The sequence below is a fragment of the Micromonospora kangleipakensis genome, assembly GCF_004217615.1.
Classification (GTDB): Bacteria; Actinomycetota; Actinomycetes; order Mycobacteriales; family Micromonosporaceae; genus Micromonospora; species Micromonospora kangleipakensis.
The window spans coordinates 2,142,943-2,167,317 of sequence record NZ_SHLD01000001.1; the positions used below are offsets into that span (position 1 = coordinate 2,142,943).

The 24,375-nt window shown below is 72.7% G+C and carries 27 protein-coding genes; 15 read left to right on the forward strand and 12 right to left on the reverse strand.

Going from position 1 to position 24,375, the window contains the following annotated elements; translation table 11 throughout:
* Window positions 1-3: 3 nt before the first annotated feature.
* Window positions 4-840, forward strand: a complete 837-nt coding sequence (locus tag EV384_RS10420; RefSeq protein WP_130332401.1) for a helix-turn-helix transcriptional regulator — start codon at window positions 4-6, stop codon at window positions 838-840.
* 43 nt (window positions 841-883) lie between these two features.
* Here the strand turns inward: EV384_RS10420 and EV384_RS10425 are convergent, their stop codons facing one another.
* The 3 genes from EV384_RS10425 to EV384_RS10435 all read right to left on the reverse strand — a co-directional run bounded on the left by EV384_RS10425 (window position 884) and on the right by EV384_RS10435 (window position 3,648).
* On the reverse strand, window positions 884-1,585 hold the full coding sequence (locus EV384_RS10425; RefSeq protein WP_130332403.1) for a hypothetical protein: 702 nt from the start codon (window positions 1,583-1,585) through the stop codon (window positions 884-886).
* A gap of 89 nt (window positions 1,586-1,674) precedes the next feature.
* Complete coding sequence (locus tag EV384_RS10430) at window positions 1,675-2,526, reverse strand: aldo/keto reductase (RefSeq protein WP_130332405.1); 852 nt, start codon at window positions 2,524-2,526, stop codon at window positions 1,675-1,677.
* A 153-nt stretch (window positions 2,527-2,679) separates the two neighbouring features.
* Window positions 2,680-3,648 carry a LysR family transcriptional regulator gene (locus tag EV384_RS10435; RefSeq protein ID WP_130332407.1) on the reverse strand — a complete coding sequence of 323 codons (969 nt, stop codon included), beginning with the start codon at window positions 3,646-3,648 and terminating at the stop codon, window positions 2,680-2,682.
* Window positions 3,649-3,722: 74 nt separating this feature from the next.
* Between EV384_RS10435 and EV384_RS10440 the strand changes: the two genes are divergently transcribed.
* From EV384_RS10440 to EV384_RS10455, 4 genes are all read left to right on the forward strand, one after another.
* Window positions 3,723-4,229, forward strand: a complete 507-nt coding sequence (locus tag EV384_RS10440) for a SigE family RNA polymerase sigma factor (RefSeq protein WP_130332409.1) — start codon at window positions 3,723-3,725, stop codon at window positions 4,227-4,229.
* A complete protein-coding gene (locus tag EV384_RS10445; protein WP_130332411.1) occupies window positions 4,226-5,578 on the forward strand; it encodes a hypothetical protein in 1,353 nt (450 codons plus the stop codon). Before EV384_RS10440 ends, EV384_RS10445 begins: the two co-directional genes overlap by 4 nt.
* 167 nt (window positions 5,579-5,745) lie before the next feature.
* Window positions 5,746-6,636 (forward strand): serine hydrolase, encoded by an 891-nt coding sequence (locus EV384_RS10450; RefSeq protein ID WP_130332413.1) that lies wholly within the window; start codon window positions 5,746-5,748, stop codon window positions 6,634-6,636.
* Between the two features lie 152 nt (window positions 6,637-6,788).
* Entirely contained in the window at window positions 6,789-7,790 is a 1,002-nt protein-coding gene (locus tag EV384_RS10455; RefSeq protein WP_130332415.1) for an MBL fold metallo-hydrolase, read from the forward strand.
* A 51-nt stretch (window positions 7,791-7,841) separates the two neighbouring features.
* Here EV384_RS10455 and EV384_RS10460 read toward each other — a convergent pair whose 3' ends face one another.
* Window positions 7,842-8,069 (reverse strand): TM2 domain-containing protein, encoded by a 228-nt coding sequence (locus EV384_RS10460; protein ID WP_130332417.1) that lies wholly within the window; start codon window positions 8,067-8,069, stop codon window positions 7,842-7,844.
* Between the two features lie 104 nt (window positions 8,070-8,173).
* The gene (locus tag EV384_RS10465; protein ID WP_242624006.1) at window positions 8,174-8,734 is read right to left on the reverse strand and encodes a DUF1697 domain-containing protein; all 561 of its coding nucleotides are present in this window, start codon (window positions 8,732-8,734) and stop codon (window positions 8,174-8,176) included.
* Window positions 8,735-8,906: 172 nt separating this feature from the next.
* Between EV384_RS10465 and EV384_RS10470 the strand changes: the two genes are divergently transcribed.
* Window positions 8,907-10,340, forward strand: coding sequence for an APC family permease (locus EV384_RS10470; protein ID WP_165439911.1), 1,434 nt, complete (start codon window positions 8,907-8,909; stop codon window positions 10,338-10,340).
* The gene (locus EV384_RS10475) at window positions 10,337-11,350 is read left to right on the forward strand and encodes an acetamidase/formamidase family protein (protein WP_130332419.1); all 1,014 of its coding nucleotides are present in this window, start codon (window positions 10,337-10,339) and stop codon (window positions 11,348-11,350) included. The genes EV384_RS10470 and EV384_RS10475 overlap by 4 nt, the downstream gene beginning before the upstream one ends.
* A gap of 101 nt (window positions 11,351-11,451) precedes the next feature.
* On the opposite strand, the gene EV384_RS10480 is transcribed toward EV384_RS10475, so the two are convergent.
* Complete coding sequence (locus EV384_RS10480; RefSeq protein ID WP_130332421.1) at window positions 11,452-11,910, reverse strand: hypothetical protein; 459 nt, start codon at window positions 11,908-11,910, stop codon at window positions 11,452-11,454.
* Entirely contained in the window at window positions 11,907-12,839 is a 933-nt protein-coding gene (locus EV384_RS10485) for a ParA family protein (protein WP_130332423.1), read from the reverse strand. The genes EV384_RS10480 and EV384_RS10485 overlap by 4 nt, the downstream gene beginning before the upstream one ends.
* A gap of 276 nt (window positions 12,840-13,115) precedes the next feature.
* Between EV384_RS10485 and EV384_RS10490 the strand changes: the two genes are divergently transcribed.
* Window positions 13,116-15,239 carry a M6 family metallopeptidase gene (locus EV384_RS10490; protein WP_130332425.1) on the forward strand — a complete coding sequence of 708 codons (2,124 nt, stop codon included), beginning with the start codon at window positions 13,116-13,118 and terminating at the stop codon, window positions 15,237-15,239.
* Between the two features lie 153 nt (window positions 15,240-15,392).
* Here the strand turns inward: EV384_RS10490 and EV384_RS10495 are convergent, their stop codons facing one another.
* Both EV384_RS10495 and EV384_RS10500 read right to left on the reverse strand, forming a co-directional pair.
* Complete coding sequence (locus EV384_RS10495) at window positions 15,393-15,890, reverse strand: hypothetical protein (protein WP_130332427.1); 498 nt, start codon at window positions 15,888-15,890, stop codon at window positions 15,393-15,395.
* Between the two features lie 74 nt (window positions 15,891-15,964).
* Window positions 15,965-16,528: an SOUL family heme-binding protein gene (locus tag EV384_RS10500; RefSeq protein WP_130332429.1), complete on the reverse strand. Its 564-nt coding sequence runs from the start codon at window positions 16,526-16,528 to the stop codon at window positions 15,965-15,967.
* Window positions 16,529-16,686: 158 nt separating this feature from the next.
* Here EV384_RS10500 and EV384_RS10505 point away from each other — a divergent pair, with 158 nt between their 5' ends.
* Entirely contained in the window at window positions 16,687-17,145 is a 459-nt protein-coding gene (locus EV384_RS10505) for a hypothetical protein (RefSeq protein WP_130332431.1), read from the forward strand.
* A gap of 108 nt (window positions 17,146-17,253) precedes the next feature.
* On the opposite strand, the gene EV384_RS10510 is transcribed toward EV384_RS10505, so the two are convergent.
* Complete coding sequence (locus EV384_RS10510) at window positions 17,254-18,030, reverse strand: M15 family metallopeptidase (RefSeq protein WP_130332433.1); 777 nt, start codon at window positions 18,028-18,030, stop codon at window positions 17,254-17,256.
* A gap of 244 nt (window positions 18,031-18,274) precedes the next feature.
* On the opposite strand from EV384_RS10510, the gene EV384_RS10515 reads away from it, so the two are divergent.
* Together EV384_RS10515 and EV384_RS10520 are read left to right on the forward strand one after the other, a co-directional pair.
* Window positions 18,275-18,916 (forward strand): DUF6642 family protein, encoded by a 642-nt coding sequence (locus EV384_RS10515; RefSeq protein WP_130332435.1) that lies wholly within the window; start codon window positions 18,275-18,277, stop codon window positions 18,914-18,916.
* A 62-nt stretch (window positions 18,917-18,978) separates the two neighbouring features.
* A complete protein-coding gene (locus tag EV384_RS10520) occupies window positions 18,979-19,443 on the forward strand; it encodes a PPOX class F420-dependent oxidoreductase (protein ID WP_130332437.1) in 465 nt (154 codons plus the stop codon).
* Here the strand turns inward: EV384_RS10520 and EV384_RS10525 are convergent.
* Both EV384_RS10525 and EV384_RS10530 read right to left on the reverse strand, forming a co-directional pair.
* A complete protein-coding gene (locus EV384_RS10525) occupies window positions 19,440-20,081 on the reverse strand; it encodes an NAD(P)-dependent oxidoreductase (protein WP_130332439.1) in 642 nt (213 codons plus the stop codon). The genes EV384_RS10520 and EV384_RS10525 overlap by 4 nt on opposite strands.
* Window positions 20,082-20,368: 287 nt before the next feature.
* On the reverse strand, window positions 20,369-21,601 hold the full coding sequence (locus EV384_RS10530; RefSeq protein WP_130332441.1) for a serine hydrolase domain-containing protein: 1,233 nt from the start codon (window positions 21,599-21,601) through the stop codon (window positions 20,369-20,371).
* A 65-nt stretch (window positions 21,602-21,666) separates the two neighbouring features.
* Between EV384_RS10530 and EV384_RS10535 the strand changes: the two genes are divergently transcribed.
* The 4 genes from EV384_RS10535 (at window position 21,667) to EV384_RS10550 (ending at window position 24,334) form a co-directional block, all read left to right on the forward strand.
* Window positions 21,667-22,260, forward strand: a complete 594-nt coding sequence (locus EV384_RS10535; protein WP_130332443.1) for a pentapeptide repeat-containing protein — start codon at window positions 21,667-21,669, stop codon at window positions 22,258-22,260.
* A gap of 55 nt (window positions 22,261-22,315) precedes the next feature.
* Window positions 22,316-22,768 carry a pyridoxamine 5'-phosphate oxidase family protein gene (locus EV384_RS10540; protein ID WP_130332445.1) on the forward strand — a complete coding sequence of 151 codons (453 nt, stop codon included), beginning with the start codon at window positions 22,316-22,318 and terminating at the stop codon, window positions 22,766-22,768.
* Window positions 22,769-22,924: 156 nt separating this feature from the next.
* Complete coding sequence (locus EV384_RS10545) at window positions 22,925-23,818, forward strand: hypothetical protein (protein ID WP_242624007.1); 894 nt, start codon at window positions 22,925-22,927, stop codon at window positions 23,816-23,818.
* 78 nt (window positions 23,819-23,896) lie between these two features.
* A complete protein-coding gene (locus tag EV384_RS10550) occupies window positions 23,897-24,334 on the forward strand; it encodes a nitroreductase family deazaflavin-dependent oxidoreductase (RefSeq protein ID WP_130332447.1) in 438 nt (145 codons plus the stop codon).
* The last annotated feature ends 41 nt before the right edge of the window (window positions 24,335-24,375 follow it).

A 24,375-nucleotide genomic window follows, 5' to 3' on the forward strand; every position in this document is an offset into this window, starting at 1 on the left:
GGCATGACCACCCTGCGCCGTGACGAGCTGGCCGCCTTCCTGCGCAGCCGCCGCGCCCGGCTGCGCCCCGCCGAGGTCGGCCTCCCCGACGGGGTACGCCGCCGCACGCCGGGCCTGCGCCGCCAGGAGGTCGCTCAGCTCGCCGGCATGTCGATCGACTACTACATCCGCCTCGAACAGGGGCGCGGGCCGCACCCGTCCCGGCAGGTGCTCGCCGCGCTGGCCCGGGCGCTGCTGCTCACCCGCGACGAGCGGGCGTACCTGTTCCGGGTCGCGGGGGAGAGCGCCCCGGAGTCCGCGGGGCCCAGCCGGGTGGTCTCCGACGGGCTGCGGCACCTGATCGACTCGATGACCGGGACCCCGGCGTACCTGGTCGACGCGAGCTACGAGGTGCTGGCCTGGAACCGGCTGGCCACCTGGTTCGTCGGCGAGCTGTCGGCGGTGCCGGCCGAGGAGCGGAACATGATCCGCTGGATGTTCAGTCGCGTGCTCCCCGGGTCGTACTGGGACGACCCGGAGGTGCTGCGGTTCGCCCGTACCTCGGTGGCCGACCTGCGGGCCGCGTACGGCCGCTACCCGAGCGACCCGGCGATCGCCGCGCTCGTCACCGAGCTGCTGGGGGTCTCCCCCCGGTTCGCCGCGCTCTGGGCGGAGCACGAGGTCGGCGAGCGCCGCCCGACCGTCAAGCGGATCGACCACCCCGTGCTGGGGCCGTTGGAGTTCGAGTGCCGGGTGCTGCACGTCCCGGAGACCGACCAGCGGCTGATCGTCTACGTCCCCGGACCGGGCTCGGCGACCCAGGCGGCGTTCCACCGGATCGCCGAGCGAGTCGGGAGCTGAACGGGCGCACGATGGGATCGTCGATCACGCGGGAAGTGTGCCGTCAGGTGGCCTTGGCGAACGCGGCGAGGGCCTCCGGGTGGACCGTGCGAAGCAGCGCCTCGGACTTCCGGTGGTCCGCGGCCTCACCGGCGTTGATCTCCATGACGTAGTTGCCCCGGGCGGTCAGCGCCGTGCACAGGTAGCCGGTGCCGTTGTCGCCGACCAGCTTCTCGCACCAGGCCACCGTCTCGCTGCCGGCTCCCGCCAACGGAGTCGCCATCGGCAGCACCGTGGTGGTCCGGCCGTCGGGCTCCCGGTACTTCTTGCAGCCCTTCAGCGCCGACCGCAGCTCGGCGATCAACGTGCGCCCGGGCACCTTCAGGTAGCCCACCACGTACTGACGGATCCAGATGTCGCTGTCGGCACCCCACTCGCGGCCCCGGTAGCCGGTCCGCTTCCGGTCGGTGGGCAGGGTGTCCCGGCAGGGGTGGGCGAGCTTGTACCCCTCGGTGTCCTCCTTGCTGATGTCGGCCGTCTCCGGCCGCAGCCCGGCGAGGTCCACCATGGCCGCCTTCACCTGCCGGCGTATCTCGGCGGCGGAAGCCGGCGCGGGTCGCGGCGACGGTGTGGTCGGCGACGGCTTCGCGCTCGGTACGGCCGGCACGGACCAGGCGGCGGCCTCGTCGGCCTCCGAGGTGCCGCATGCGGCGAGCGCGGCGCAGGCGAGCAGGGACAACAGGAGCAGCGGGGTACGGCGCATCATGAGCGGCGGCGCAGTCCTTCCGAACGCGACGAGGAGGAGGCGCTTCCGGCCCCCTCCTTACCTGCGTCGCGCTGTTCAGCCGCGTTACGTCAGCTCGGTACGTAGTCGAAGGTGTCCGGGTTCGGGCCCTGACGTCCGGCCTCGCCCTTGTTCAGCCCATTGATCCGGTCCATCGCCGCGTCGTCCAGCTCGAAGTCGAAGATGTGGAAGTTCTCCTCGATCCGCTTCGGGGTGGTCGACTTGGGGAAGACGATGTCGCCGCGCTGCACGTGCCAGCGCAGCACCACCTGGGCGGGGGTGCGGCCGGCCTGCTGGGCGATGTCGACGATCGTCGGGTCGTCGAGCACCTTGCCCTGGGCGATCGGTGACCACGCCTCGGTCAGGATGTTGTGCGCCTTGTCGTACGCGCGCACCTCTTCGTTGCCGAAGTACGGGTGCGCCTCGATCTGGTTCACCGCCGGCACCACGTCCGCCTCGGCGGCCAGCCGCTCCAGGTGCGCCACCTGGAAGTTCGACACTCCGATCGACCGGACCCGGCCGTCGCGCCGCAACTCCTCCAGCACCTTCCAGGTGGAGACGAAGTCGCCGTCGTAGAGGGTCGGCAGCGGCCAGTGGATCAGGAACAGGTCCAGGTAGTCGAACTTCAGCGCCTGCAGCGTCGACTCGAACGCCTTGCGGGCGTCGTCGGGCCGGTGGAAGCCGTTGTTCAGCTTGCTGGTGACGAAGACCTCGCCGCGGTCCAGCCCGGAGGTGCGGACCGCCTGGCCCACCTCGGCCTCGTTGCCGTACATCTCGGCGGTGTCGATGTGCCGGTAGCCGACCTCCAGGGCCTTGCCGACCGCCGCCACGGTGTCCTTCGGCTCGATCTGGAAGACCCCGAAGCCGAGCTGCGGGATGGTGTTGCCGTCGTTGAGTGAGATGTCGGGAATCGTGTTCGCCATGCGGCTGTCTCTCCCATCGTCAAGGTGCCCGTCCGGCGCGGGAGCGCTGCCACGGCCCGCCGGGCGCGCCTGTCACATCCTTGTCGTACCCGACGGTGCCGCTTCGTCACAGCGGTTTGAGGGTGATCTGCGACAAGGGTCTCCTCCGGCCGCTCAGCCGGTCGGCGCCTGACCGGCCTCGAAGAGGACCGGCCACGGCCGGGCCACCGGCGGGATCGGCGAGGCGAGCGTCGGCTCGGCGACCGCCAGCACCTCGGCCGCGAGCTGCCCGAACATCGGCGCGGCCGGGTGCGGCGAACGGTCCGGCCAGGCCGCCGACGTCCGCTTCACCAGCGGCGCCCCGACCACCGGCCGCCACGCGATCCGGGGCTCCCGGCGGGCCAGCGCCGCCGGCTCGACGGCCACCGCGCCGCCCGCCAGCACCAGCCCGAAGAGGAACTCCGAGTTGCGGGCGTGCCGGACCCGGCCGGGCGTGAAGCCGTGCCGCCGGCACACCGCCAGGACGTGGTCGTGCAGGCCGGGCGCGGTCGCCGGGGGCGCGGTGACCAGATCCAGCCCGGCCAGTTCGGCCAGGTCGACCTGCCGGCCGCGGGCCAGCGGCGAGGCCCGCGGCAGCAGCACCCCCAGCGGTACGTCCACCGCCGGGCCGAACCGCAGCCCGGCCGAGTCCACCGGGTGGTGCAGCAGCCCCGCGTCGAGCCCGCCCTCGGCGAGCATCCGGACCTGCTCGGCGCTGGTCAGCTCGTGCAGGTCGACCTCCAGCCCGGGCGCCTCGGCGGCGAGCCGGTCCAGCAGTGCCCGCAGCGTCACCGCCGGCGTCTCCGGCGGTACGCCGGCCCGCAGCACGCCGAGCGCGCCGCGGCGTACCTGGTGGATGAGGTTGCGTAGCCGCTGCTCCCCGGCGAGCAGTTCGTCGGCCTCGCCGAGCAGCAGCTGACCGGCGGTGGTGAGCCGGACCTGCCGCCGGGACCGGTCGAAGAGCTCGACCTGGAGTTCCCGCTCCAGCCGCTGGATCGACTGGCTCAGCGGCGGCTGCGCCATCCCCAGCTCCTCCGCCGCCCGCCCGAAGTGCAGCTCCCGCGCGACCACCACGAAGTGCCGCAGATGCCGCAGCAGATCCACTCCCGCACCCTAGTCCTCGGAAGCCACAACCGAATCGGGTCCCGGACCACTCATAGTGTTGCGGGGAGGCCGGGTTGCGGGATGAACGGGAATACGTCGACTACGTGCAGGCGCGCACGCCGTCGCTGCGGCGGCTTGCACACCGGCTGTGCGGAGAGTGGTCGGCCGCTGACGATCTGGTGCAGGAGTGTCTTGTCGCGCTGTACCGGCACTGGCGGAAGGCGTCGGCGGCGGACTCGATCGACGCCTACGTGCGGGCGATGCTGGTCCACGCCTACCTGGCCGAGCGGGAGCGCACCTGGACCCGCCGGGTCCGCCCCGCCGCCGACGTGGCCGGGCCCTCGGCTACGCCGCTGACCGGCGCGGAAGACCGCATCGACCTGCTGGCCGCGCTCGGCAAGCTGTCCCGCGGGCAGCGCGCAGTGCTGGTCCTACGCTACTGGGAGGACCTCGACGTCGCCCGGACCGCGGCGGCGCTGGGCTGCTCGACCGGGACCGTCAAGAGCCAGACGTCGTACGCCATCGCGGCGCTGCGACGCCTGCTGCCGAACTACGTGCCGGGAGGGTCGGACATTCCATGAGAGACCTGTTCGCCACCCTGCCGGACGAGCCGGCGCCGCCGATGCCGGCCGGCTACCTGGACACCGTGCTCACCCTGGGCCGCCGCTCAGCCCGCCGCCGGCGGATCGGCACCGCCGCGGTGTGGGCGGTCGTCGTGCTCGCCCTCGCCGTCCTGGTCGTGCCCGGCGTGCAGCTTCCCGCCCAGCCAGGCGCCCCGTCGAAGAAGCCCGGGCTGCCGGACCGCTTCGCCGGGTACTCGCTGCTCACCAGCACCGTCACCAAGGCCCCGCCCGGCCGCGCCATCGCCCTCTACGGCTACGGCAACGGGGAACTGTTCAACATGTTCCAGCCGCTGGTCGTCGGGGCCGACCGGGAGACGTACCGGCAGGTCGACGCCATGCAGGAGCGCAACCGCCCGTCCGCGCTGCTCGCCCCGGACGGCACCCGCGTGCTGCTCGGCGACGACCGCGGCGCGACCGGCGACCTGGTCCTCGTCGACCTGACCACCGGCAAGCGCCGGTCGATCCCGCTCGGCGGCCCGGTCGGCGTGCGGCTGCTGGCCTGGTCCCCCGACGGCCGCTACGTGGCCTACAGCGCCGCGCCCCTCACCGGCTCCGGCGAGTTCGGCAGCGTCAACTTCGTCGATCCCGAGGTGGGCCGCACCGGCACGCTGCGGCTGCTCGACCTGTCGACCGGGCGGAGCACCGAGGTGCCGGCCGTCAAACCGGCGTGGACGGCGGCGTTCGCGCCGGACAGTCGCCGGCTCGCCGTGCAGGTCGGTCAGGAGGCCCACCTCATCGACCTCGACGGCCGCGAGTCCGGCAGCGTCCACATCACGGCCGGGCGCGAGCTGGCCGCCAACGTCGGCTGGTCGCCGGACGGCAGGTTCCTCGCCACCGTGCCGTGGGCCGCGGACGGGCCATTCGACGGTACCGTCGGCGGCAACACCAACCACGGCGTGTTCCTGTCGATCGCCCGCAACGTCGACTTCATCGCCATCACCGACGGCGGCACGCCGCCGCCGACCCCGGTCCAGGACGTCGTGCAGCTCCTGGGCTGGCGCTCGGCGGGCAGCGTAGTCATCGCGACCACGAACGCCGCGGGGCAGCTGTCGCTGACCGAGGTGCAGCTCGGTGCCGGCACCCGCCGGACACTGTCCCGCTTCGACACGGGCGACACCTGCGAACTGGGCACCCAGACCTGCCAGGTGTTCGACCTGCAGCTCGCCACCGGCCTGCTGCCCGACCTGACCGTCCGGCACGCCGGCCGCCCGCAACGCGGCCCCTGGCCGGCCGCCCTGACGATCCCCGTCGCCACCGTCGTCCTCATCGCCGCCCTCCTGCTGTGGCGCGGGGTGCGGCGGACCTGACGACCCACGCCTGGAGTCGGCGGCTGATTGGCAGCAGCTCGATCGGATCCCGTGGCGGTTGCCGGCGGCACACCTACGGCGCGGCCAGAGCCAGCCACCACTGACACCCGGGAGACGCGGGCCCGACGTGCAAGATCGGCGGGGCGGGGGCGGATTAGCGTGGTGGGATGGGTGTGGGGGAGCGGATCGGGGAGATCTTCGGGCGGGTGGGGATTCGGGGGAACCTGCACGTCGTCGAGGTGGATGGCGGGGGTGCGGGGCGGGAGGTGGAGGTTCGGGCGGACGAGCAGGTGGTGATCGCCTCCGTCTTCAAGATCCTGCTGGTGCTGGAGTTCGCCCGGCAGGCCGCCGCCGGCCAGCTCGACCCGACCGAGCGGGTGCTCGTGCGGGCCGACGACCGGCTCGGCGGGTGGGGGATCGCCGGCTGCGCCGACGACGCCGAGGTCTCCCTGCGCGACCTGGCCTACTTCGCCATGTCGGTCAGCGACAACACCGCCGCCGACCTGCTGCTGCGCCGGGTCGGCCCGGACGTGGTGCCGATGCTCGCCGCCGAGCTGGGGCTGTCGCGTACCCGGATCGTGGGTGGCCCCCGGCAGCTGGTGGAGACGATGCTCGCCGACGTCGGCGCCCGCACCGAGGCGGACTTCGCCCGGATCTTCCCGACGCTGCCGGCGGAGCGGGTCCGGGCGATGCGGGTCTTCGACCCGGCGCACACCACGTCCAGCACCGCCCGCGAGCTGACCCGGCTGCTCGGCCTGATCTGGCGCGACGAGGCCGGACCGCCCGCCGCCTGCGCGACGGTCCGGGAGTTGATGGGCCGCCAGCTCCTCTGGACCCGGCTCGCCTCCGGCTTCCCACCCGGGGTGCGGGTCGCCGCGAAGAGCGGCACCCTGCCCGGCCTGCACCTGGAGGCCGGCGTCGCCGAATACCCCGACGGCGGCCGGTACGCGATCGCGGTCTCCGCCCGCACCGAGCGGCTCGACACCCGCCGGATCGACGTGGACCTGGCGATGGGCGAGGCCGCCCGGGTGGCCGTCGAGGCGCTGCGCGCCGCCTGAGTTTCCGACCGGCCGGGGCCGCCGGCACCCGGCGTGAGCTGCTGCGATATGCGACCGGATATCGCCGGTGCGGCTGGTCGATCTTGGACGTGCGGCTCGTCTCGATGGTGGGGTGGATCTACCGATCACCGAACCTCACGGGGAGGACCACCATGCCCGAGAACCGCACGCCCGGCATCGACCGTCGCCGCCTGCTTCGCGACGCCGCCGTCGGCACCGCCGCCGTCTCCGCCGGCGGGCTCACCGCCGCCGCGCTGACCGCGCCGGCCCACGCCGCGCCGCCGGCCACCGCGCCGCTCGGCGCCACCACCGGCCGGCGCCGCAGCCCGGTCAGTTTCCGCTGGTGGGGTACGTCCGGCTGGCGGATCGACATCGGCGACCGGACCGTCCTGGTCGACCCCTACCTGAGCCGCTACGACACCGGCCTGTTCCGGGGCGCCTTCGACCCGGCCACTCCGCTCCGGGTGGACACCGCCGTCATCGACCGGCACGTGGACCGGGCCGAGAACGTGCTGGTCACGCACACCCACTGGGACCACTTCAACGACGTGCCGCACATCGCCGGCCGGACCGGCGCCCGGGTCTTCGGCACCCTGACCGCATACCAGCTGGGCCTGGCGTACGGGGTGCCGGCCGGGCAGCTCAGCCCGGTGAAGGGCGGCGAGGTGCTCGACTTCGGCGACTACACCGTGGAGGTGGTCAGCTCGCTGCACAGCCGCAACGGGGCGTACTCGCTGGCCTTCCCGGGGGTGCGGGTGACCCCGCCGCCGAAGCCGACCAGCATCGCGGACCTGCCCGAGGGCGACACCCTGGCGTACCAGATCCGGGTCGCCGACGGCCCGGCGGTCTTCTTCATGGGGGCCAGCGACCTCGACGAGCGCAACCTGACCGGGCTCTCCCCGGACGTGGCGATGGTGGCCTCGGCGGCGACCAGGTCGACCGCCGACTACGTGCCCCGGCTGATGGCGGCGCTCGACCACCCGAAGGTCGTGGTGCCGGTGCACTGGGACAACTTCGAGACCCCGCTGACCAATCCGCCGACCGTCGCGCCGAGCGACCGCGAGCGTCTCGACGCTCTCATCGCGGCGGTGCGAAAGGCGTCCCCGCGTAGCCGGGTGGTGGTGCCGGAGTACCACACGGCGTACCGCTTCTAGGCGTACACGCAGGGGCCGGGATCGGACGATCCCGGCCCCTGCACGCGGTGCTCACTTGGCGAGCGGCTGGCCCTGCTTGTCCTTGAACGACCCGACCAGGATCAGGATGAAGTCGATCAGCGTCCAGATGCCCAGACCACCGAAGGTGATCAGCTGCAGCACGCCGGTGCCGACCTTGCCGACGTAGAAGCGGTGCACGCCGAGCACGCCGACGAAGAAGCAGAGCAGAAGGGCGACCACCCAGGACTTCTGGGCGGTGGCGGAGACAGGAGCGGTCACGGTGGTCCTTTCACGGATGACGTTGCGGCCGGGAGCGTAACGGGGCCGTGGACCACCCGACAAGATCGAGAAGATGAAGTCCAGCCGGACGTTGGATCCGCCGGTCAGCCAGCCGCCAGGTCGCGCAGCGCGCAGACCGACTTCCAGTTGCGGGTGGTCGCCACCACGCCGAGCTGCTTCTCCAGGTACGCGTTGGTGAACTTCGACCGGCCGTACCCGCCGTCGGGGAAGTGCAGGTGGATCTCCCGACCGGCCACCGTGTACTCGACGTTCTCCCCGGCCGGCACGGTCAGCGCGCGCACCCGGGTCTTCGCGGGCGGCGCCGACAGGAAGGCCACCAGCAGCCGGGTCGGATCGTCCTGCCGATCGGCGTACGGGCTGCCCGCGGTCACCGCCGTCAGCTCGGCGCCGGTGCGGACCAGCACCGGCACGTCGAGCCCCAGCTCGTCGGCGAGCGCCCGCTCGAGGCCCCGCGCCACCTTCGCGGTCTCCGCCGTCCTGCTGGTGAAGACCACGTTGCCGCTCTGGAGGTAGGTCTTCACCTCCTCGTGGCCGAGGTCGGCGACCAGCCGGCGCAGGTCGGCCATCGCGATCCGGGTGGTGCCGACGTTGACCCCGCGCAGCAGGGCCACGTACCGGCTCACGCCGGTCTTCCGGTCAGCCATCCCGCCTCCTCGCGCCGAAGTGCGTCCTGGTCCAGCCTAGGCAGTCGCCGCCGAGTCGGCAGCGCCCGTCGCCAGTGGTTGACCAAGCGGCTGGCAGGGCGTAGAAGTTAATCAATGGTGACGTGGGTCACCTGGTGATCCTTTCCAGCCCCGAGCAGAGAGGAGACCGGCGGTGACCCGACCCCCCGGCGAGGCCGCCACACCCATCGAGCGCTTCGGCTACCGGCAGGAGCTGAGCCGCTCACTGAGCTTCACGGACCTCCTGGTCTACGGCCTGATCTTCATGGTGCCGATCGCCCCATTCGGCATCTTCGGCAGCGTCTACGCCGGCTCCGGCGGCATGGTGGCGCTGGCGTACCTCATCGGCATGATCGCGATGATGTTCACCGCCCTGTCGTACGCGCAGATGGTCCGGGCCTTCCCGATGGCCGGCTCGGTCTACAGCTACGCCGGCCGCGGCATCGCCCCACCCGTCGGCTTCCTCGCCGGCTGGGTGATCCTGCTCGACTACATCCTGGTACCCGGGCTGCTCTACCTGGTGGCCAGCGTGGCCATGCACTCGCTCGTGCCAGCCGTGCCGGTGTGGGCGTGGCTGGCCGCCTTCGTCGTGCTCAACACCGTGGTCAACTACCTCGGCATCCGAATGACCGCCCGGGTCAACCGGGTCATGCTGGCGGCCGAACTGATCATCCTGGCGATCTTCCTGGTGGTCGGCGTGGTCGCGCTCGCCCAGGGCAAGGGAGACGGGTTCAGCCTGCGCCCGCTCTTCGACTCCGGGACGTTCTCCTGGCCGCTGGTGTTCGGCGCGGTGTCGATCGCCGTGCTCTCCTTCCTCGGCTTCGACGGCATCTCCATGCTCGCCGAGGAGAGCCGGGAGGAGGCCCGCCAGATCGGCCGGGCCATGGTGGCGGCGCTGCTGCTCGCCGGCACCCTCTTCATCGTGCAGACCTGGGTCGCCGCGCTGCTCGTGCCCGACACCGGCGCCCTGCTGGCCGACGGCGACCCGGAGGGCACGGCGTTCTACGACGCCGCCCGCGTCGCCGGCGGCGGCTGGCTGGCCGGCCTCACCGCCCTCGCCACCGCGATCGCGTGGGGCTTCGCCAACTCGCTGGTGGCCCAGGCCGCCACCTCCCGCCTGCTCTATGCGATGGCCCGGGACGGGCAGATGCCCCGCCTGCTGGCCCGGGTCAACGCCCGCCACCGGGTGCCGGCCAACGCCACCCTGCTGGTCGCCGGCATTTCCCTGGCGCTCGGGCTCTGGATGGCGAGCCGGGACGACGGGATCTCCCTGCTCTCCACGCTGGTCAACTTCGGCGCGATGACGGCCTTCCTGGCGCTGCACGTCTCCGTGGTGGTGCACTATGTGATCCGCAACGGCAGCCGGGACTGGGTGCGCCACCTGCTCGTGCCGGTGGTCGGCTTCGTCATCCTGCTCTTCGTAGTGATCAACGCCAAGGTCGCCGCCCAGGTGCTCGGCTTCGTCTGGCTGGGCGTCGGGGTGCTGGTCCTGCTGACCTTCTACGCCACCGGCCGGCGGCCCGAACTCCCCGCCCTGACCGAGGCCGCGCACGAGCCCACCGACGAGCCCGTGAAGGAGCCAGGATGACCGAGGTCGTGAAGTACCGGCCCGAGCCGGACGAGCTGTCGTACACCTTCGGGGGGCGGGAGCCGGTGCGCCGGGTACGGCCGGGCACGATCCTGGAGCTGTACACCGAGGACTGCTTCGGCGGGCGGGTCCGCGGGGTGGACGACCTGCCGTCGCGGGTGTGCGAGTTCCCGTACCTCAACCCGGTCACCGGCCCGATTCACGTCGAGGGCGCCGAACCCGGGGACACCCTCGCCGTCCACTTCATCGCCATCGAACCGGCCCGGGACTGGGCGGTCTCCACCACCTTCCCGCACTTCGGAGCGCTCACCGGCACCCACGCCACCGCCACCCTGCATCCCCCGCTCGACGAGCTCGTCTGGCGGTACGACGTCGACGTGGCCGCCGGCACGGTCACCTACCGCGCCCGGCGCGGCGACTTCACCGTCGATCTGCCGCTGGACCCGATGCACGGCACTGTCGGGGTGGCGCCGGCCGCCTTCGAGGCGCGCATGACGATCACCCCGGACGCCCACGGCGGGAACATGGACACCCCCGAGCTGCGGGCCGGGGTCACCGCGTACTTCGGCGTCAACGTGCCGGGAGCCCTGTTCGCGCTCGGCGACGGGCACTGCCGGCAGGGCCACGGTGAGGTCTGCGGCACCGCGGTGGAGGCGGCCATGAACACCACCGTCGTGGTCGACGTCGTCAAGGGCGCCGGTACGCCGTGGCCGCGCCTGGAGTCCGACGACGCGCTGATGTGCACCGGCTCGGCCCGGCCGCTGGAGGACGCGTACCGGATCAGCCAGCACGACCTGGTCACCTGGACGGCCGAGCTGGTCGGCCTGGACCAGCTCGACGCGTACCAGCTGATCAGCCAGGCCGGCGAGGCCCCGGTCGGCAACGTCTGCGACCCGAACTACACGATGGTCGCCAAGGTGGCCAAGCGCTACCTCGGCGGGGCGAGCGCCTACGAGGGGACGCACGCCCGGCTGCGGGCGATCGCCCGTGACTACCTGACCCACCGCTGAGCCGCCGGGGGACGTTCGCACGTCGGCGGGCGCCCCCACGGCAGTCAGCAGCGTGCCGAGGGCCACGGCTCGGCGAAGACCTGACCCAGCGGCGTCACGCCTCAGCGCTGGCGGATGGCGGTGGAGTCGAGCCGGAAGCCGATGGTGCGGTCGACGATCCGCTCGACCAGCTCCACCTTCCGCAGTCCGGTCACCCCGCGCAGCCCCGCTCGCGCGGCCAGCGCCCGCAGGTCCCGCGCCGTCCACGACGACAGGTACGTCGTACCGTCCTCGCGCCGTGACATGGCCGCGAGCGCGGCGTGCGCACGCTCGGTGTCCATGGCGGACGCAGAGACCGGCAACGATGCGGTACCGGGGGCGGCCGGGGAGGCCGGTCCCGCAGTCGACGTGTCCGCCGAGTGCGCATCCGTCGGCGTGGCGGCCGTCGCCCGCGGAGGCTCGTCGGTCGGGAGCAGCGCGAGGCGGGCCCGCCCGGCGGCCAGCTCGGTCAGGTCCGCCGTCGAGAGGCCGGTCAGGAACTCGGCGACCCGGGCCAGCGCGGCGCGCGTCGGGTCGGTCATGCGGTCGCTCGGGCGGGCTGAAGGTGGGCGAGGAACTCGGTGGTGATCTGCCGCAGCTCGTCGCGGACCGGCGGGGCGGTGACCCGGTCCCGCAGCACCACCGGCACCCCGCGCGGGGTGTTCGTGGCGAAGAGCGTGACGTTCTCCCGTAGCGCGGTCGGGAAGACCGGCACGCCGAGTGCCCGCACCTGGTCCATGTAGCCCTGGTGGGCGGCGATCGGCCGCTGCGCCATCAGCTGGATCATCGTGAACACGACGCCGGCGATCCCCGGCGCCACCTTGTGGTGCCGGCGGATGGTGGCGAACCGGCGGGAGTCCGCGTTGTACCGGTCGACCAGCTCCCGCACGTTGCCGTGCAGGTAGTCGATGCCGAGCGTGGAGAGGTAGTCGGCCTTCGCCGGGATGAGCAGGTGGTCGCTGGCGATGATCGCCGACTGGGTGACCACGTTGAAGTTCGGCGGGCAGTCGATCAGCACCAGGTCGTACGGGTCCAGCGCCGCGTCGTGCAGCCCTTCGGCGAGCGAGCCCCGCACCCGGAACAGCTCGGCGTCGTACTCGTCGCCGTCGGCGACGCCCCGGGCCAGCGCCAGGTCGATGTCGACGAGCTGGAGGTGGGACGCGATAAGGTCGAGCCGGCCGGCGCCCTTGAGGTGCGCGTTCGCCGGGCCGGGGGAGACCACCAGCTCGCCGAGGGTGACCTTCGGGGTGTCCCCGCGCAGCCCGTCGTACCAGCGTTTCACCGTGCGGTCGTCCCGCAGCCGGTCCCGCCAGTCGTCCGGGTCGTAGAAGCTGAACGTGAGGCTGGCCTGCGGATCGAGGTCGATCAGCAGCACCTTCATCCCCCGGTTGGCCAGCTCGGCCCCGAGGTTGGCGGTCATGGTGGTCTTGCCCACCCCGCCCTTGTAATTGATCACCGATACGACGTACACCGGCACCTCCCCGACCGGGAACGGTAACGGGCGGCGGCGGTCGACCTCAGGCCGCCCACCTCGGACCGCTCACCCGAGCGGACGAGCCTGTCTCACGTTCGTGACATTTCTGTAACCTGACAAGGCTTCGGATTCACCGTCGCAAGTGGTCTGCTGGGACCATATCCCCAGGTCGGCTGCGATGCCGTCGCAGCGCTCGGGGTCCGGAAGCGTTACACCGATGGCGGTGGCCGGAGCTGTCCACCGCCCCACCGGCAGGAGGCATCCGCGTTGCGAATGACACGATGGAGTCGGATCGCGGCCCTGACGGCGAGCGCGACCGCGCTCGCCTTCACGGTCTCGGCCCCGGCCCAGGCCGACGATCACGAGAACCTTCCCGGCGAACCGACCATCACGCTGCCGATCAACGACAGCGCCGCGGGCGGCACGTACGACCAGGACTTCACCCGGGTGTACGCCAACACCACCCCCGACGGCACCCCGGTCTACATCTACGTACCGAAGGGGACCCCGCTCGACGGCACCGCGCCGACCGGCGTGGCCAGCCTCGACCCGCAGTTCGACCACAACCCGGCCGACGAGTTCACCCCCTGCGCCACCGCCACGGCGGCCCAGTTCACCCTCACCCAGGCGGAGATCAACTACGTCGGCGACAAGCTCGCCGACCAGATCGTCGCGGTCGACGAGGAGCACTTCGGCCCCATGCAGGCCGCGGATCCCGACGAGCCGGCCAGCGACTCGCTGGTGATGGTGCTCTACAACATCCAGGACGACGCCTACTACGACTGCGCCGTCGGGTCCTACACCGCCGGCTACTTCGCGCCGGACTTCATCGACAGCGTCGGCATGAACGTGATCGTGGTCGACGCCCTCGACTGGGCCAACCGGGTCGGGCCGAACGACTCGCCGTGGCGCGACGCCAACCCGGCCAACGACCGCCCCGAGCTGTACGAGGGCACGGTCGCCCACGAGCTGCAGCACCTGCTGCACAACTACAGCGACCCGGGCGAGCTCTCCTGGGTGGACGAGGGGCTGGCCGACTTCGCCATCTTCCTCAACGGCCTGGACGCCGGCGGCTCGCACCTGAGCAACCACCAGGTCTTCTACGAGGAGACCTCGCTGACCCGCTGGGGTGGCACGCTGGCCAACTACGGCGCGTCGTTCACCTACTTCCAGTACCTGTGGGAACAGGCCGGCGGCAACGGCGACGGCACCTACACCCCGGACAAGCAGTACGACGGCAAGGCCGGTGACCTGCTCATCAAGACCATCTTCGAGGAGCAGGCCGACGGCATGACCGGCGTGCAGAACGCCATCGACGACTTCAACGCCGCGACCGGCGCGCACCTGCGCAGCGCGGCGGACCTGTTCCGCGACTGGTCCGTGGCGGTCTACCTCGACGACGAGCAGTCGCCGATCTACGACATCAAGGCCTTCGACTTCGGGAACCCGGCCGACACGTCGTGGACCATCGACATCGCCGACGACGTCTTCTGGGCGGGCCGGGGCAGCTACACCGGCGCGACACCGGAGGCCAAGTGGGCGCGGCTGAAGAACCGCCCGGACACCACCGCCGTGCCGTTCGGCATGTCGGTCGAGCGGTTCCGCAACCCCGGCCCGACCGTCGCGGTCGCCTTCGACGGCGACGACGAGACGGTCGTCGCCCCGCACACCGGCACCACCCACTGGTACGCCGGCTACGAGAGCCAGTCCGACAACATCCTCGACGTAGCCGCCTCCGGCCCGGTCACCTCGCTGGACTTCTGGAGCTGGAACTTCATCGAGGAGGGCTGGGACTACGGCTTCGTCGAGGCCCTGGTCGGCGGCGACTGGGTCACCGTCCCGCTGAAGAACGACGCCGAACAGGTCGTCACCACCAACGACGACCCGCACGGCAACAACACCGAGGGCAACGGCCTGACCGGCACCTCCGGCGGCGAGTACTTCGTGGACGACCCGGTCTACGTGCACCTCACCGCCGACCTGCCGGCCGGCGCCAGCGACGTGCGGTTCCGGTACTCCACCGACGCCGCCTACCTGGACACCGGCTGGTTCATCGACGACGTCCGGGTCAACGGCGCCGAGGCGACCCTCTCCTCGCCGGCCGGCGACTGGTTCACCACCACCGGCACCCAGGACAACCACTGGACCGTCCAGGTGGTCAGCCACTGCGACCTCACGCCGGGCACGACCTCGGCGGGGGAGACCACCGACGGCGTGGGCAACTGGGTCTACCGGTTCACCGGGGACCAGTTCACCCGTAGCGGCCTCCAGACGAAGTGCGCCAGCGGCAACCAGGACGACTTCGCGGTCCTGGTCTCCAACCTGCCGACCGGCGACCTCACCTTCCTGGACGCGGACTACACCTTCCGGGTCAGCAACACGGGCAACAAGAACTAAGACGCACCACCACCGGCTGGGCCCGTGCCGCGCGGCGGCACGGGCCCACCGCCGCGTCGGGGTCGGGCGCCAGGGGCTACCACGCCGGAATGCGATCCGTACGCCCCCTCGGCCTCGCTCGCCGTGAGCACCGCGCAGCCGCAAAGGCCGAGCTCAGGGCTTCTGGTAGACCGGCAGGCCGAGGGTGGCGCGTACCTTGGTCGCCTCCTCGCCGCCGTCGTGCGCGGCGGCCGCGCGGATCTCCCGCATCAGCGCTTCGGCGCTCGTCGCTTCGCCGGCCAGCTTCCAGTGCCGCAGCGCCAGGTCGTTCTCCTTGAGCAGCGCCGCCACCGGGGCCTGCGCCTTCGCCGGCCAGACGGTCGTCCGCAGCTGCTCCGCGTGGGCGGCGTTGGTGGCGGCCACCGTCCGGGCCAGGGCGCGGACCGTACGCCACGGCCGGCCCGCCTTCAGCGCCTCCTGCAGCTCCTCCAGCGCCGTGTTGTACGGCGCCACGATGGCCAGGTAGCGGCCCTTGGCCTCCTGCGCGGTCAGCGGGGCCGGGGCGGTCGGCGAGGGGGTCTGCCAGGCCGGCGGCTGCGCCGTCCGTTCGGTGCCTCCGCCGCAGCCGGCGAGCAGCAGGACCAGGGCCAGGGCGGCGGGCCAGCGACGCACGGGACTTCCCATCTGGGCGGGGGGCGGGACACCGGGAGTCTAGGGGTGACGCGGCGACCGCGCCGGCCGCCGACCTATTCGCCGACGGGAAGCGCGACCTCGTTACGGCGCAGGAACGACGGCTTCCACGGCGGGTCGAAGCGGGCGTACCGGACCGCGCCGGCCGGCTGGAACCCGGCGGCGGCGACGGCCCGGCCCAGCGCGGTGGCCCGCTCCTCGAACGCCCGGGTGGTCCACCGGCCGGAGAACCGCGTCGCGGCGACGAGCTGTGCGGGGATCTCCCGGGTGGTGATCCGGGGATCCTCCGGCTCGGGCAGCGTCGCCGCGGTGAAGGTCGCCGGCATGGCGAACCGCACCAGCCAGCTGCCGGGCCGGTCGCCCTCCTCCTGCACCATCGGGGCGGTCACCTCGATCTTCTCCGCCCCGGCCGGCTCCTGCCCCACCGGCGCGGTCATCCCGATCGGCCGCCGGGACCGGTTGGCCCCGCCGATGTACCGGGCCAGCAGTCGGAACGCCTCGCTGCCGGCCGTGGCGAAGTCGCCCTCGACGCGCACCTCGGCCGCCAGGTGCGGCAGGTAGCGGCGCAGCTCGAAGCCCGGATGGCGGGCCACCACCCGGTACGGCTGCCGCTCGGTCATCGCACGCTCCCGGCCTCGCTGTCCTGCCGGAAACGCTACCGGGCTCCCATGGTCACGGACCTGGGGATTGAACTCCTGCCGGCCCGGGGCCGTACCACTGGGCGAGGATGTGGTGCGGCGGGTCAGCCGCACCGCTGCCGAGCTGCGGGAGGCCTGCCGTGCGAGTTGGTGAGCAGTCGACGGATCCCATCGATCAGATCCTGGGCGAGGTGCCGGTGCCGGCGCCGCTGACCCCCGAGGATGTCCGGCTCGCGGTCCGGGCGGTGGTGGTGCACGCCGCCGAGGAGTGGCCCGCCGGACCGAAGTGTCGCAACGACGGGGCGGCGTACCCGTGCCGGCTGCACCGCTGGGGCCGGCGGGTGCTGGCGACCCACGGGCTCAACGAGCGGCAGATCGACGCGCTGGTGCGGCACGGCAACCCGTTCGTGCACGTGCCCTTCCCGTTCGTGCTGACCGGGCCGGCGTCCGCACGTCCGCCGGCCCCGGTCACCCAGTCCCCGCGCGGCCAGGCCGGCCGGATCGTCGCACCTGGGGTGCGGCCCGCCATCCGGCCCGGCGGTACCGGTCGGCCGGTGGCGCCCCCCGCCACCACGCCGCGCTGGCCCCAGGCGAGCTGATTCGGGGGCACGCCCGACAGCCCGCGACCCGGGGTGGCACGACGGCGGCCCGGTCGCAGGGTTCCCCACCCCTGCGCCGGGCCGCCGTCGATGTCCGGTCCAGCTGCCTCAGCTGACCCCGCAGTTCGGCGCGGACCAGGCGGTGGTGTTCGTCAGACCGTCGCTGTTGTTCTCCCGGCGGGAGTCCACGTGCACGTGGTTGCTGTGGCCGGGGTAGCCGGGGCCGAGGATGCCGCTGAAGCCGTGGCTCCGGGCTTCCCTGGCAACCTGGCAGAGCGTGGCGGTGCTGGGGACGACGTCGGCGGCGGTGCCGTAGAGGTGCTGGCTCTTGGACGCGCCCCCGACCTGGCGGTTGCAGGCCGTGCTGCGGAAGCCGCTGGTGACCCGGAGCGGCTCGTCGCCGAGTTTTCGGCGCAAGGCCTCCAGCTTCCACATGGTGCGCGTCACGTTGGCCCGGGTGCTGGCGGCCGACAGCGGGCCCCCGCTGAACCCGCCCTGGCCGCAGCCGCCGTCCAGCTCGCTGTAGCTGAAGTGCGCGGGCGAGCAGTCGTTGTCCTGCAACTGGTAGAGCTTGTTGAACGTCTGCGGGCCGGCGATCCCGTCGGCGCGCAGCCCGTACGCGGCCTGGAAGCGCTTCACCGCCGCGGTGGTCTCCGGTCCGTAGACCCCGTCGACGTGGACAATGCTCCGGTAAGCGGCCCAGCCCGCCACCCGGATCTGCAGCTGGCGGACGTCGCTACCGGATCGCCCCTGGTACAGGGTGCGCTGCCAGGTGTAGCAGCCGTCGGCGTGGGCCGCCGGCGCGGCGACCAACGTGGCGATCGCGGCCCCGGGCAACGCCAGGGCGAGCGCGACCAGCGCCCGCTTCAAGGTGTTAGCGCGCACAGAAGTCCTCCGGTAGAAGGCGAATGGGTGGGTGACCAGGGCATCGACGGGGACGTCCGGTCCCTTACACGGTGACAGCTTCTAGGAAGATTGTCGGCCATTAACCAGAATTGTCCTCATAACTGGTTGTTCCTGAGGGTTGGCTGTGAACGGAAACGGCCGTTCGGGGACACCGAGGGTGATGCCCGCTCGTGACCCGGGGCCGGTAACGTCTGCGCCGGGCTCCGCGAACGGGGAGGTGGGCGTGGCGCGCGGTGGCGTCTTCTGCATCGAGGGCCAGTGGCACCGGGACCTCAACGAACGCGGGTCCGTCCTGCCCACGCTCGAACTGCTCGAACGGCTCGGCCGGATCCGGTTCATCCACAAGGACGCCGCCACCCGCGACGAGCTCTTCTACTTCCTCGACCGCTGGCTGCTCAAGCAGTACGCCGACTACCGGGTCGGCTTCTTCGCGATGCACGGCGAACCGAGCCGGCTCTGCCTCACCGACTGGGACTCCGTCGAGCTGGCCGACGTCGCCGAACGGATGGCCGGCCGGTGCGAGGGGCGGCGGCTCTACTTCGGCAGCTGCTCGGTGCTACGCGCCTCGGACGCCGTGCTGCGCGAGTTCCTCGACGTCACCGGAGCGGCCCTGATCTGCGGTTTCACCCGCGAGGTCGACTGGGTCGAGTCGGCCGCTTTCGAGACCGTGCTGCTCGACGTGCTCGCCAACGGTCAGCGGCACAACGCCGCCGAGCTGCGGATGGGCTCGGCGCACTGGGCGCCGCTGGCGTCGTACCTCGGGTTCCGGGTGATCTACGCCAACGGCCGGGCCTGGCGGCCGACCCTCCGCCCCCGGGTGCCGGCCCAGCCCTCCCCGCGCCGCGAAGCCGGCCGCCCCCAGTGACGCCGCGCCACCCGGCCGGGGCACACCCGGCCCGCGGGCCGGCGGCCTGGTAGAACCGTGGCATGGCACGCAGCATCGCGAGCAACACCCGGGTCGACCGGGACGCCCTCCTCGAGTTCCTCCGCCCCCGGCACAAGGTCGTGCTGATGACCACCCGAGCCGACGGCCGGCCGCAGTCCTCCCCGGTCTCCTGCGGGGTGGACGGCGCGGGCCGGCTGGTGATCTCCACCTACCCGGAGCGGGCGAAGGTGACCAACATCCGGCGCGACCCCCGGGTCTCCGCCTGCGTGCTCTCCGACGACTGGAACGGGCCCTGGGTGCAGGTCGACGGCACCGCCGAGGTGCTCGACCTGCCCGAGGCCCTGGAACCGCTGGTGGAGTACTTCCGCAGCATCTCCGGCGAGCACCCGGACTGGGACGAGTACCGGGCGGCCATGGTCAAGCAGGGCAAGTCGCTGATCCGGGTCAGCATCGACAGCTGGGGACCGATCGCCACCGGCGGCTTCCCCGCCCGGCTCGCCGCCTAGTATGCGGCGGTGAAGCGGGCGTTCGGGAACCGCGGGCTCTCGATCTCGTCCACGATCGCCACCGCCAGGTCCTCGTAGGTCAGCACCGAGCGGCCCTGGGCGTCGGTCACCGGGTGGTCGGTGCCGGTGCGGTAGTGGCCGGTCCGCTCGCCGGGGTGGAACTCCAGCGGCGGCGGGGAGACGTACGTCCAGGTCACCCCGTCGGCCGCGGAGCGGTAGACGGCCAGCGCGTCGGCCTGACCCTGGGCCGAATCCCGGTACTCGGCCGGGAAGTCCGGCTCGTTCAGGTACGGGGTGTCCTTCGGGGTCAGCAGCGTCGCGCCGCCGCCGACGTGGATCACCCGCGGCGGGTCGGGCAGCTCGCGCAGGGTGTTCACCAGGGTCTGCGCGGCGTCCCGCCACAGCGTCCGGTCACCGCCGCCGATCGCCACCACGAACACGTCGGCGTCCTCGGCCAGGTTCCGTACGCTCCGCACCGACGTGGCGTCGCCGGTGACCGTACGTACCCCGGCCGGCAGGTAGCTGGTCGCCTCCGGGCGGCGTACCGCCGCGGTGACCCGGTGACCCCGCTCCACCGCCTCGGCGGTGATCCGCGACCCCGCGGTGCCACCGGCGCCGAACACGACGATGTTGCTCATGGCCTGACCACCTCCCGCCCCGACCTGCCTCGCCTCCCAGGCTATGGAGCGGACCGCCCGGCCGGTGCCGTTCCGCCGATCCCGGACGCGCCCCCGGTCGGCGCGGAGCGGGCCGGTGGACGTGGCGGCTATCGACTACCGTCCAACCGCAAGATCCGCTCCACTGCGGGGGAACCACATGAGTCGTCGTCCCATCGCGGCACCGCGACGGTGACGGTGACCCGCGCGCAGCGGCTGGCCTGACCGACGCCGGGGCGCGCCGCCACCCGGCGACGCGCCCCGGCCGGTCAGTCGATCAGCGCGGAGTAGACGAGCTGGCGCAGCTGCGAGCGCAGCGGGTACGTGCTCGACGGCATGAGCTGGGTGAAGAGCAGCGCGGTGACCTCCTCCGCCGGGTCCACCCAGAACGCGGTGCTGGCCAGGCCGCCCCAGTAGAACTCGCCGACGCTGCTCGGCACCCGCGCCGGGACCGGGTCGAGCACCACGGCGAAGCCGAGGCCGAAGCCGATGCCGTCGAGCACCGTCTCGGCGAAGCCCTCCGGCTCGAACGAGGCCAGGTCGCGGTCGCCGGGCAGGTGGTTGCGGGTCATGAAGCGCAGCGTCCGCGGCGCGAGCAGGCGAACCCCGTCCAGCTCGCCGCCGCGGAGCAGGAACTGGGTGAAGCGGTGGTAGTCGGCGGCCGTGGAGACCAGCCCGCCGCCGCCGGAGAGCCAGCTCGGCTCGGCCAGCGCCCACCGGCCGACGCCGTCGGCGCGGACCGCCTGCCCGGTCGCCGGGTGCGGGGTGTAGAGGGCGGCCAGCCGCTTGGCGTCCGGCTCGTCGACCCACCAGCGGGTGTCGGTCATGCCGAGCGGCCGGAGGATCCGCTCGGTGAAGAACTCGTCCAGCCGCTGCCCGGAGACCACCTCGACCAGCCGGCCCAGCACGTCGGTGGCGACGCTGTAGTTCCAGCTCGTGCCGGGCTGGAAGAGCAACGGCAGCCGGGCCAGCCCCGCCGAGGCCGTCGCCAGGTCCGCGCCGGCCGGCACGCCCAGGTCGAAGCCCGCCGCCCGGTAGAGGCCGTCGACCACGGTGCTCTGCGCGAAGCCGTACGTCAGCCCGGCGGTGTGGGTGAGCAGGTGCCAGACCCGGATCGGCTCGACCGCCGGCACCGTGTACGGCTTGAGCACCGAACCCTTGTCGTAGACCCGGACGTCGGCGAACTCCGGCAGCCAGCGGCTGATCGGGTCGTTCAGCTCGAACCGGCCCTCCTCCCAGAGCATCATCGCCGCGACCGAGGTGATCGGCTTGGTCATCGAGTAGATGCGCCAGAGGGTGTCGGCCTCGACCGGGGCGCCGGCCTCCCGGTCCCGCAGGCCGTAGGTCGACGAGTGGGCGATCTCGCCCCGGCGGGTGACGACGATCTGCCAGCCGGCGAGCCGGCCGTCGTCGACGTACCTCCCGAAGTGCCCGTCGATCCGCGCCAGCCGGGCGGGGTCGAAGCCGATACGGTCCGGGTCGGTGCTCACTGCCACGCTCACGCCGCCGAACCTACTCGTCGGTACGCCGGTCGGGAAGTGTCGGCCTCCGCCACTAATCTGGCCCGATGGCTGAGCTCACCGAGGACGGCACCTACCGTCACGAGGACTGGTACGCCGAGGAGCTGGTCGACCGGCACTTCGTCCGCTGCTCGTTCTTCCACGTCGACCTCACCGAGGCGGTCAGCCAGGGGTCCGTCTTCACCGACTGCGTCTTCGGCAATGTGGCCTTCAACGCGTCCCGGCACACCGACTCGGCCTTCACCCGCTGCACCTTCAAGCGGTGCAACCTCTTCGAGGCCGAGTTCACCGGCTGCAAGCTGGTCGGCAGCAGCTTCGAGCAGTGCGACCTGCGCCCGCTGCGGATCAGCGGCGGCGACTGGTCGTTCGTCGCGCTGCCGGGCGCGGACCTGCGCGGGGTGAGCATCACCGACGTCCGGATGCGCGAGGTGGACCTGACCGGCGCCAACCTGACCGGCGCGACGGTCACCGGCGTCGACCTGTCCGGCGCCCAGCTGCACAGCTCCCGGCTGTCCGGCGCGGACCTGCGGGGCAGCGACCTGACCGCGCTGGACCCGACGGTGGTGGAGCGGGCCGGCGCGATCGTCGACGCCGAGCAGGCGATCGTGCTGGCGCAGGCGCTCGGCTTCGAGATCCGCTGACGGCCGCGGGTAAAGACGCCGCCTCCTGTCAGGTTTTCCTGCCAGGCTCGGGGCCATGGCATGGTGGTCCGACCTGGTGGAGTCCGAACCCGAATTCGCGGCGCGGGTCCGCGCCCGGTTCCAGGTACGCAAGCACGGCACGATGGCGACCCTGCGGCGGGACGGCTCGCCACGGATCAGCGGCACCGAAGTCGACTTCGCCGCCGACGGGCAGCTCCGGCTGGGCAGCATGGCGGGCGCGCTGAAGGCGCTCGACCTGCGGCGCGACCCCCGGGTGGCGCTGCACTGCCCGACCGAGGACACCCCGGAGGACGATCCGGGCTCCTGGGCCGGCGACGCGAAGATCGCCGGGGTGGCGCACGAGGAGCCGCCGGCCGAGGACGGTTCGCACCGGTTCCGGGTCGAGCTGACCGAGGTGGTGCTGACCCGGGTCGGTGACCCGCCCGACCATCTGGTGATCGAAAGTTGGCATCCGGGGCGCGGGCTGCACCGCCGGGAGCGCCGTTGAGCGGCGGCCGTCGTCCGGAGTCGTCCGGTTACCGCTTGGTAACAAACCGGAAACGCAGCGCCGTCCCACATGGCGCATTCGCCCGCCCGATGGAAACGTGAAGCGCCACGCCCCGCCCGTCCGCCGGCCGGTGCGTGGGTGGGGAGCGGAGGTTCCGTGGCGGAGGAAGACCGCACTCGGGTCGGCGGCCGGGCGTCATCCCCGTACGGGTACCGGCAGCCCCGGTCGGCGCTGCGCCGGATCGCGCGGGCCCGGCGACGCCGCCGCTGGATCGTGGAGGGGCTGGCCGCGTTCGCCTGCCTGGCCGCCGTCGTCGCGTACCTCGGCACCGAGCAGCACGCGGGGCCCGGCCAGGAGGAGAGGGCCGTCGGGCCGGGACCGGCGCCCGGGGCCGGGCGGTCGGGCGTACCGTCGCCCCAGCGGCCCGGGGTCGACGCCGCCTCGCCCGGGCTGCGTCCCCGGCAGCGGCCGCCGTCGCCGTCCCCGTCGCCGTCCCGGCCGGCCGTGGAGCCGGTCCTCACCGTCACCCAGGCGGACGTGCCGGCCCGCGTCGACCTCAGCGCGGCCGGCCCGGTCGACTGGGTCCACTGGGGACTGCTCGGCGCGGACCAACCCGTGCGCAAGCGGAACGGCTCCGGGGCGATCCGCGACGAGGGCGGGCGCGGCCAGCGGGAGAGCTACAGCAACAACCCCGAGGAGTACACCTGGCGGGACGGCGCACCGGTCGGGTCCGCCAGCGGCACCACTTCCGGGCTCTACACCTGCGGCCGGGGCAGCGGCTTCGCGCTCGCCGTGACCGCCGACGGCGAGGCGCGCACGGTACGGCTCTTCGCCGGCCTCTGGATGGCCCGGGGCCGCCTCGACGTGCGGCTCTCCACCGGGGGGCCGACCAGCACGTTGCGGATGGAGGACCCGCACACCCAGCACACCGCCGAGTTCACGGTCCGGTTCCGGGCGCCCCGCGGGGCGAAGCTGCTGGTGAACTGGACGGTGGAGGAGTCCTTCGGGGACTGCGGCAACGTCAGCGTGCAGGCGGTCGGGCTGCGCTGACCGCTGTTCGCGCGGTGCCGCCCGCCGGCCGGGAGTAGCGTGGGCGCGATGGCCGGCCGACGACCCGGGAGGGGATCCATGACGGCGAGCGAGCAGGTGCTGGACAGCCCGGAGGGGTGGGTCGCCGAGCACATCCGCCGGTATGTCGAGACCGACGGCGCGGAGGGCCACGAGTGGCGTCCCGGCGTCTGGACCCTGCTGCTGACCACCCGGGGCCGGCGCAGCGGCAAGCTGCGGCGCACCGCGCTGATCTACGGCCGGGACGGCGACGCCTACCTGGTGGTCGGCTCCCAGGGCGGCGCCCCCGAGCACCCCGCCTGGTATCTCAACCTGCTCGCCGAGCCGGAGGTGCAGGTGCAGGTCGGCGCGGAGAAGTTCACCGCCCGGGCACGCCTCGCCACGCCCGAGGAGAAGCCCCGGATGTGGCGGACCATGAGCGCGATCTGGCCGGCGTACGACGGGTACCAGACCAGGACCGACCGGGAGATCCCGGTGGTGGTGCTCGAACGGGTCTGACCCCGCCCTTACCTCGCGGGTAATCGACCTGGGGGCGCGTC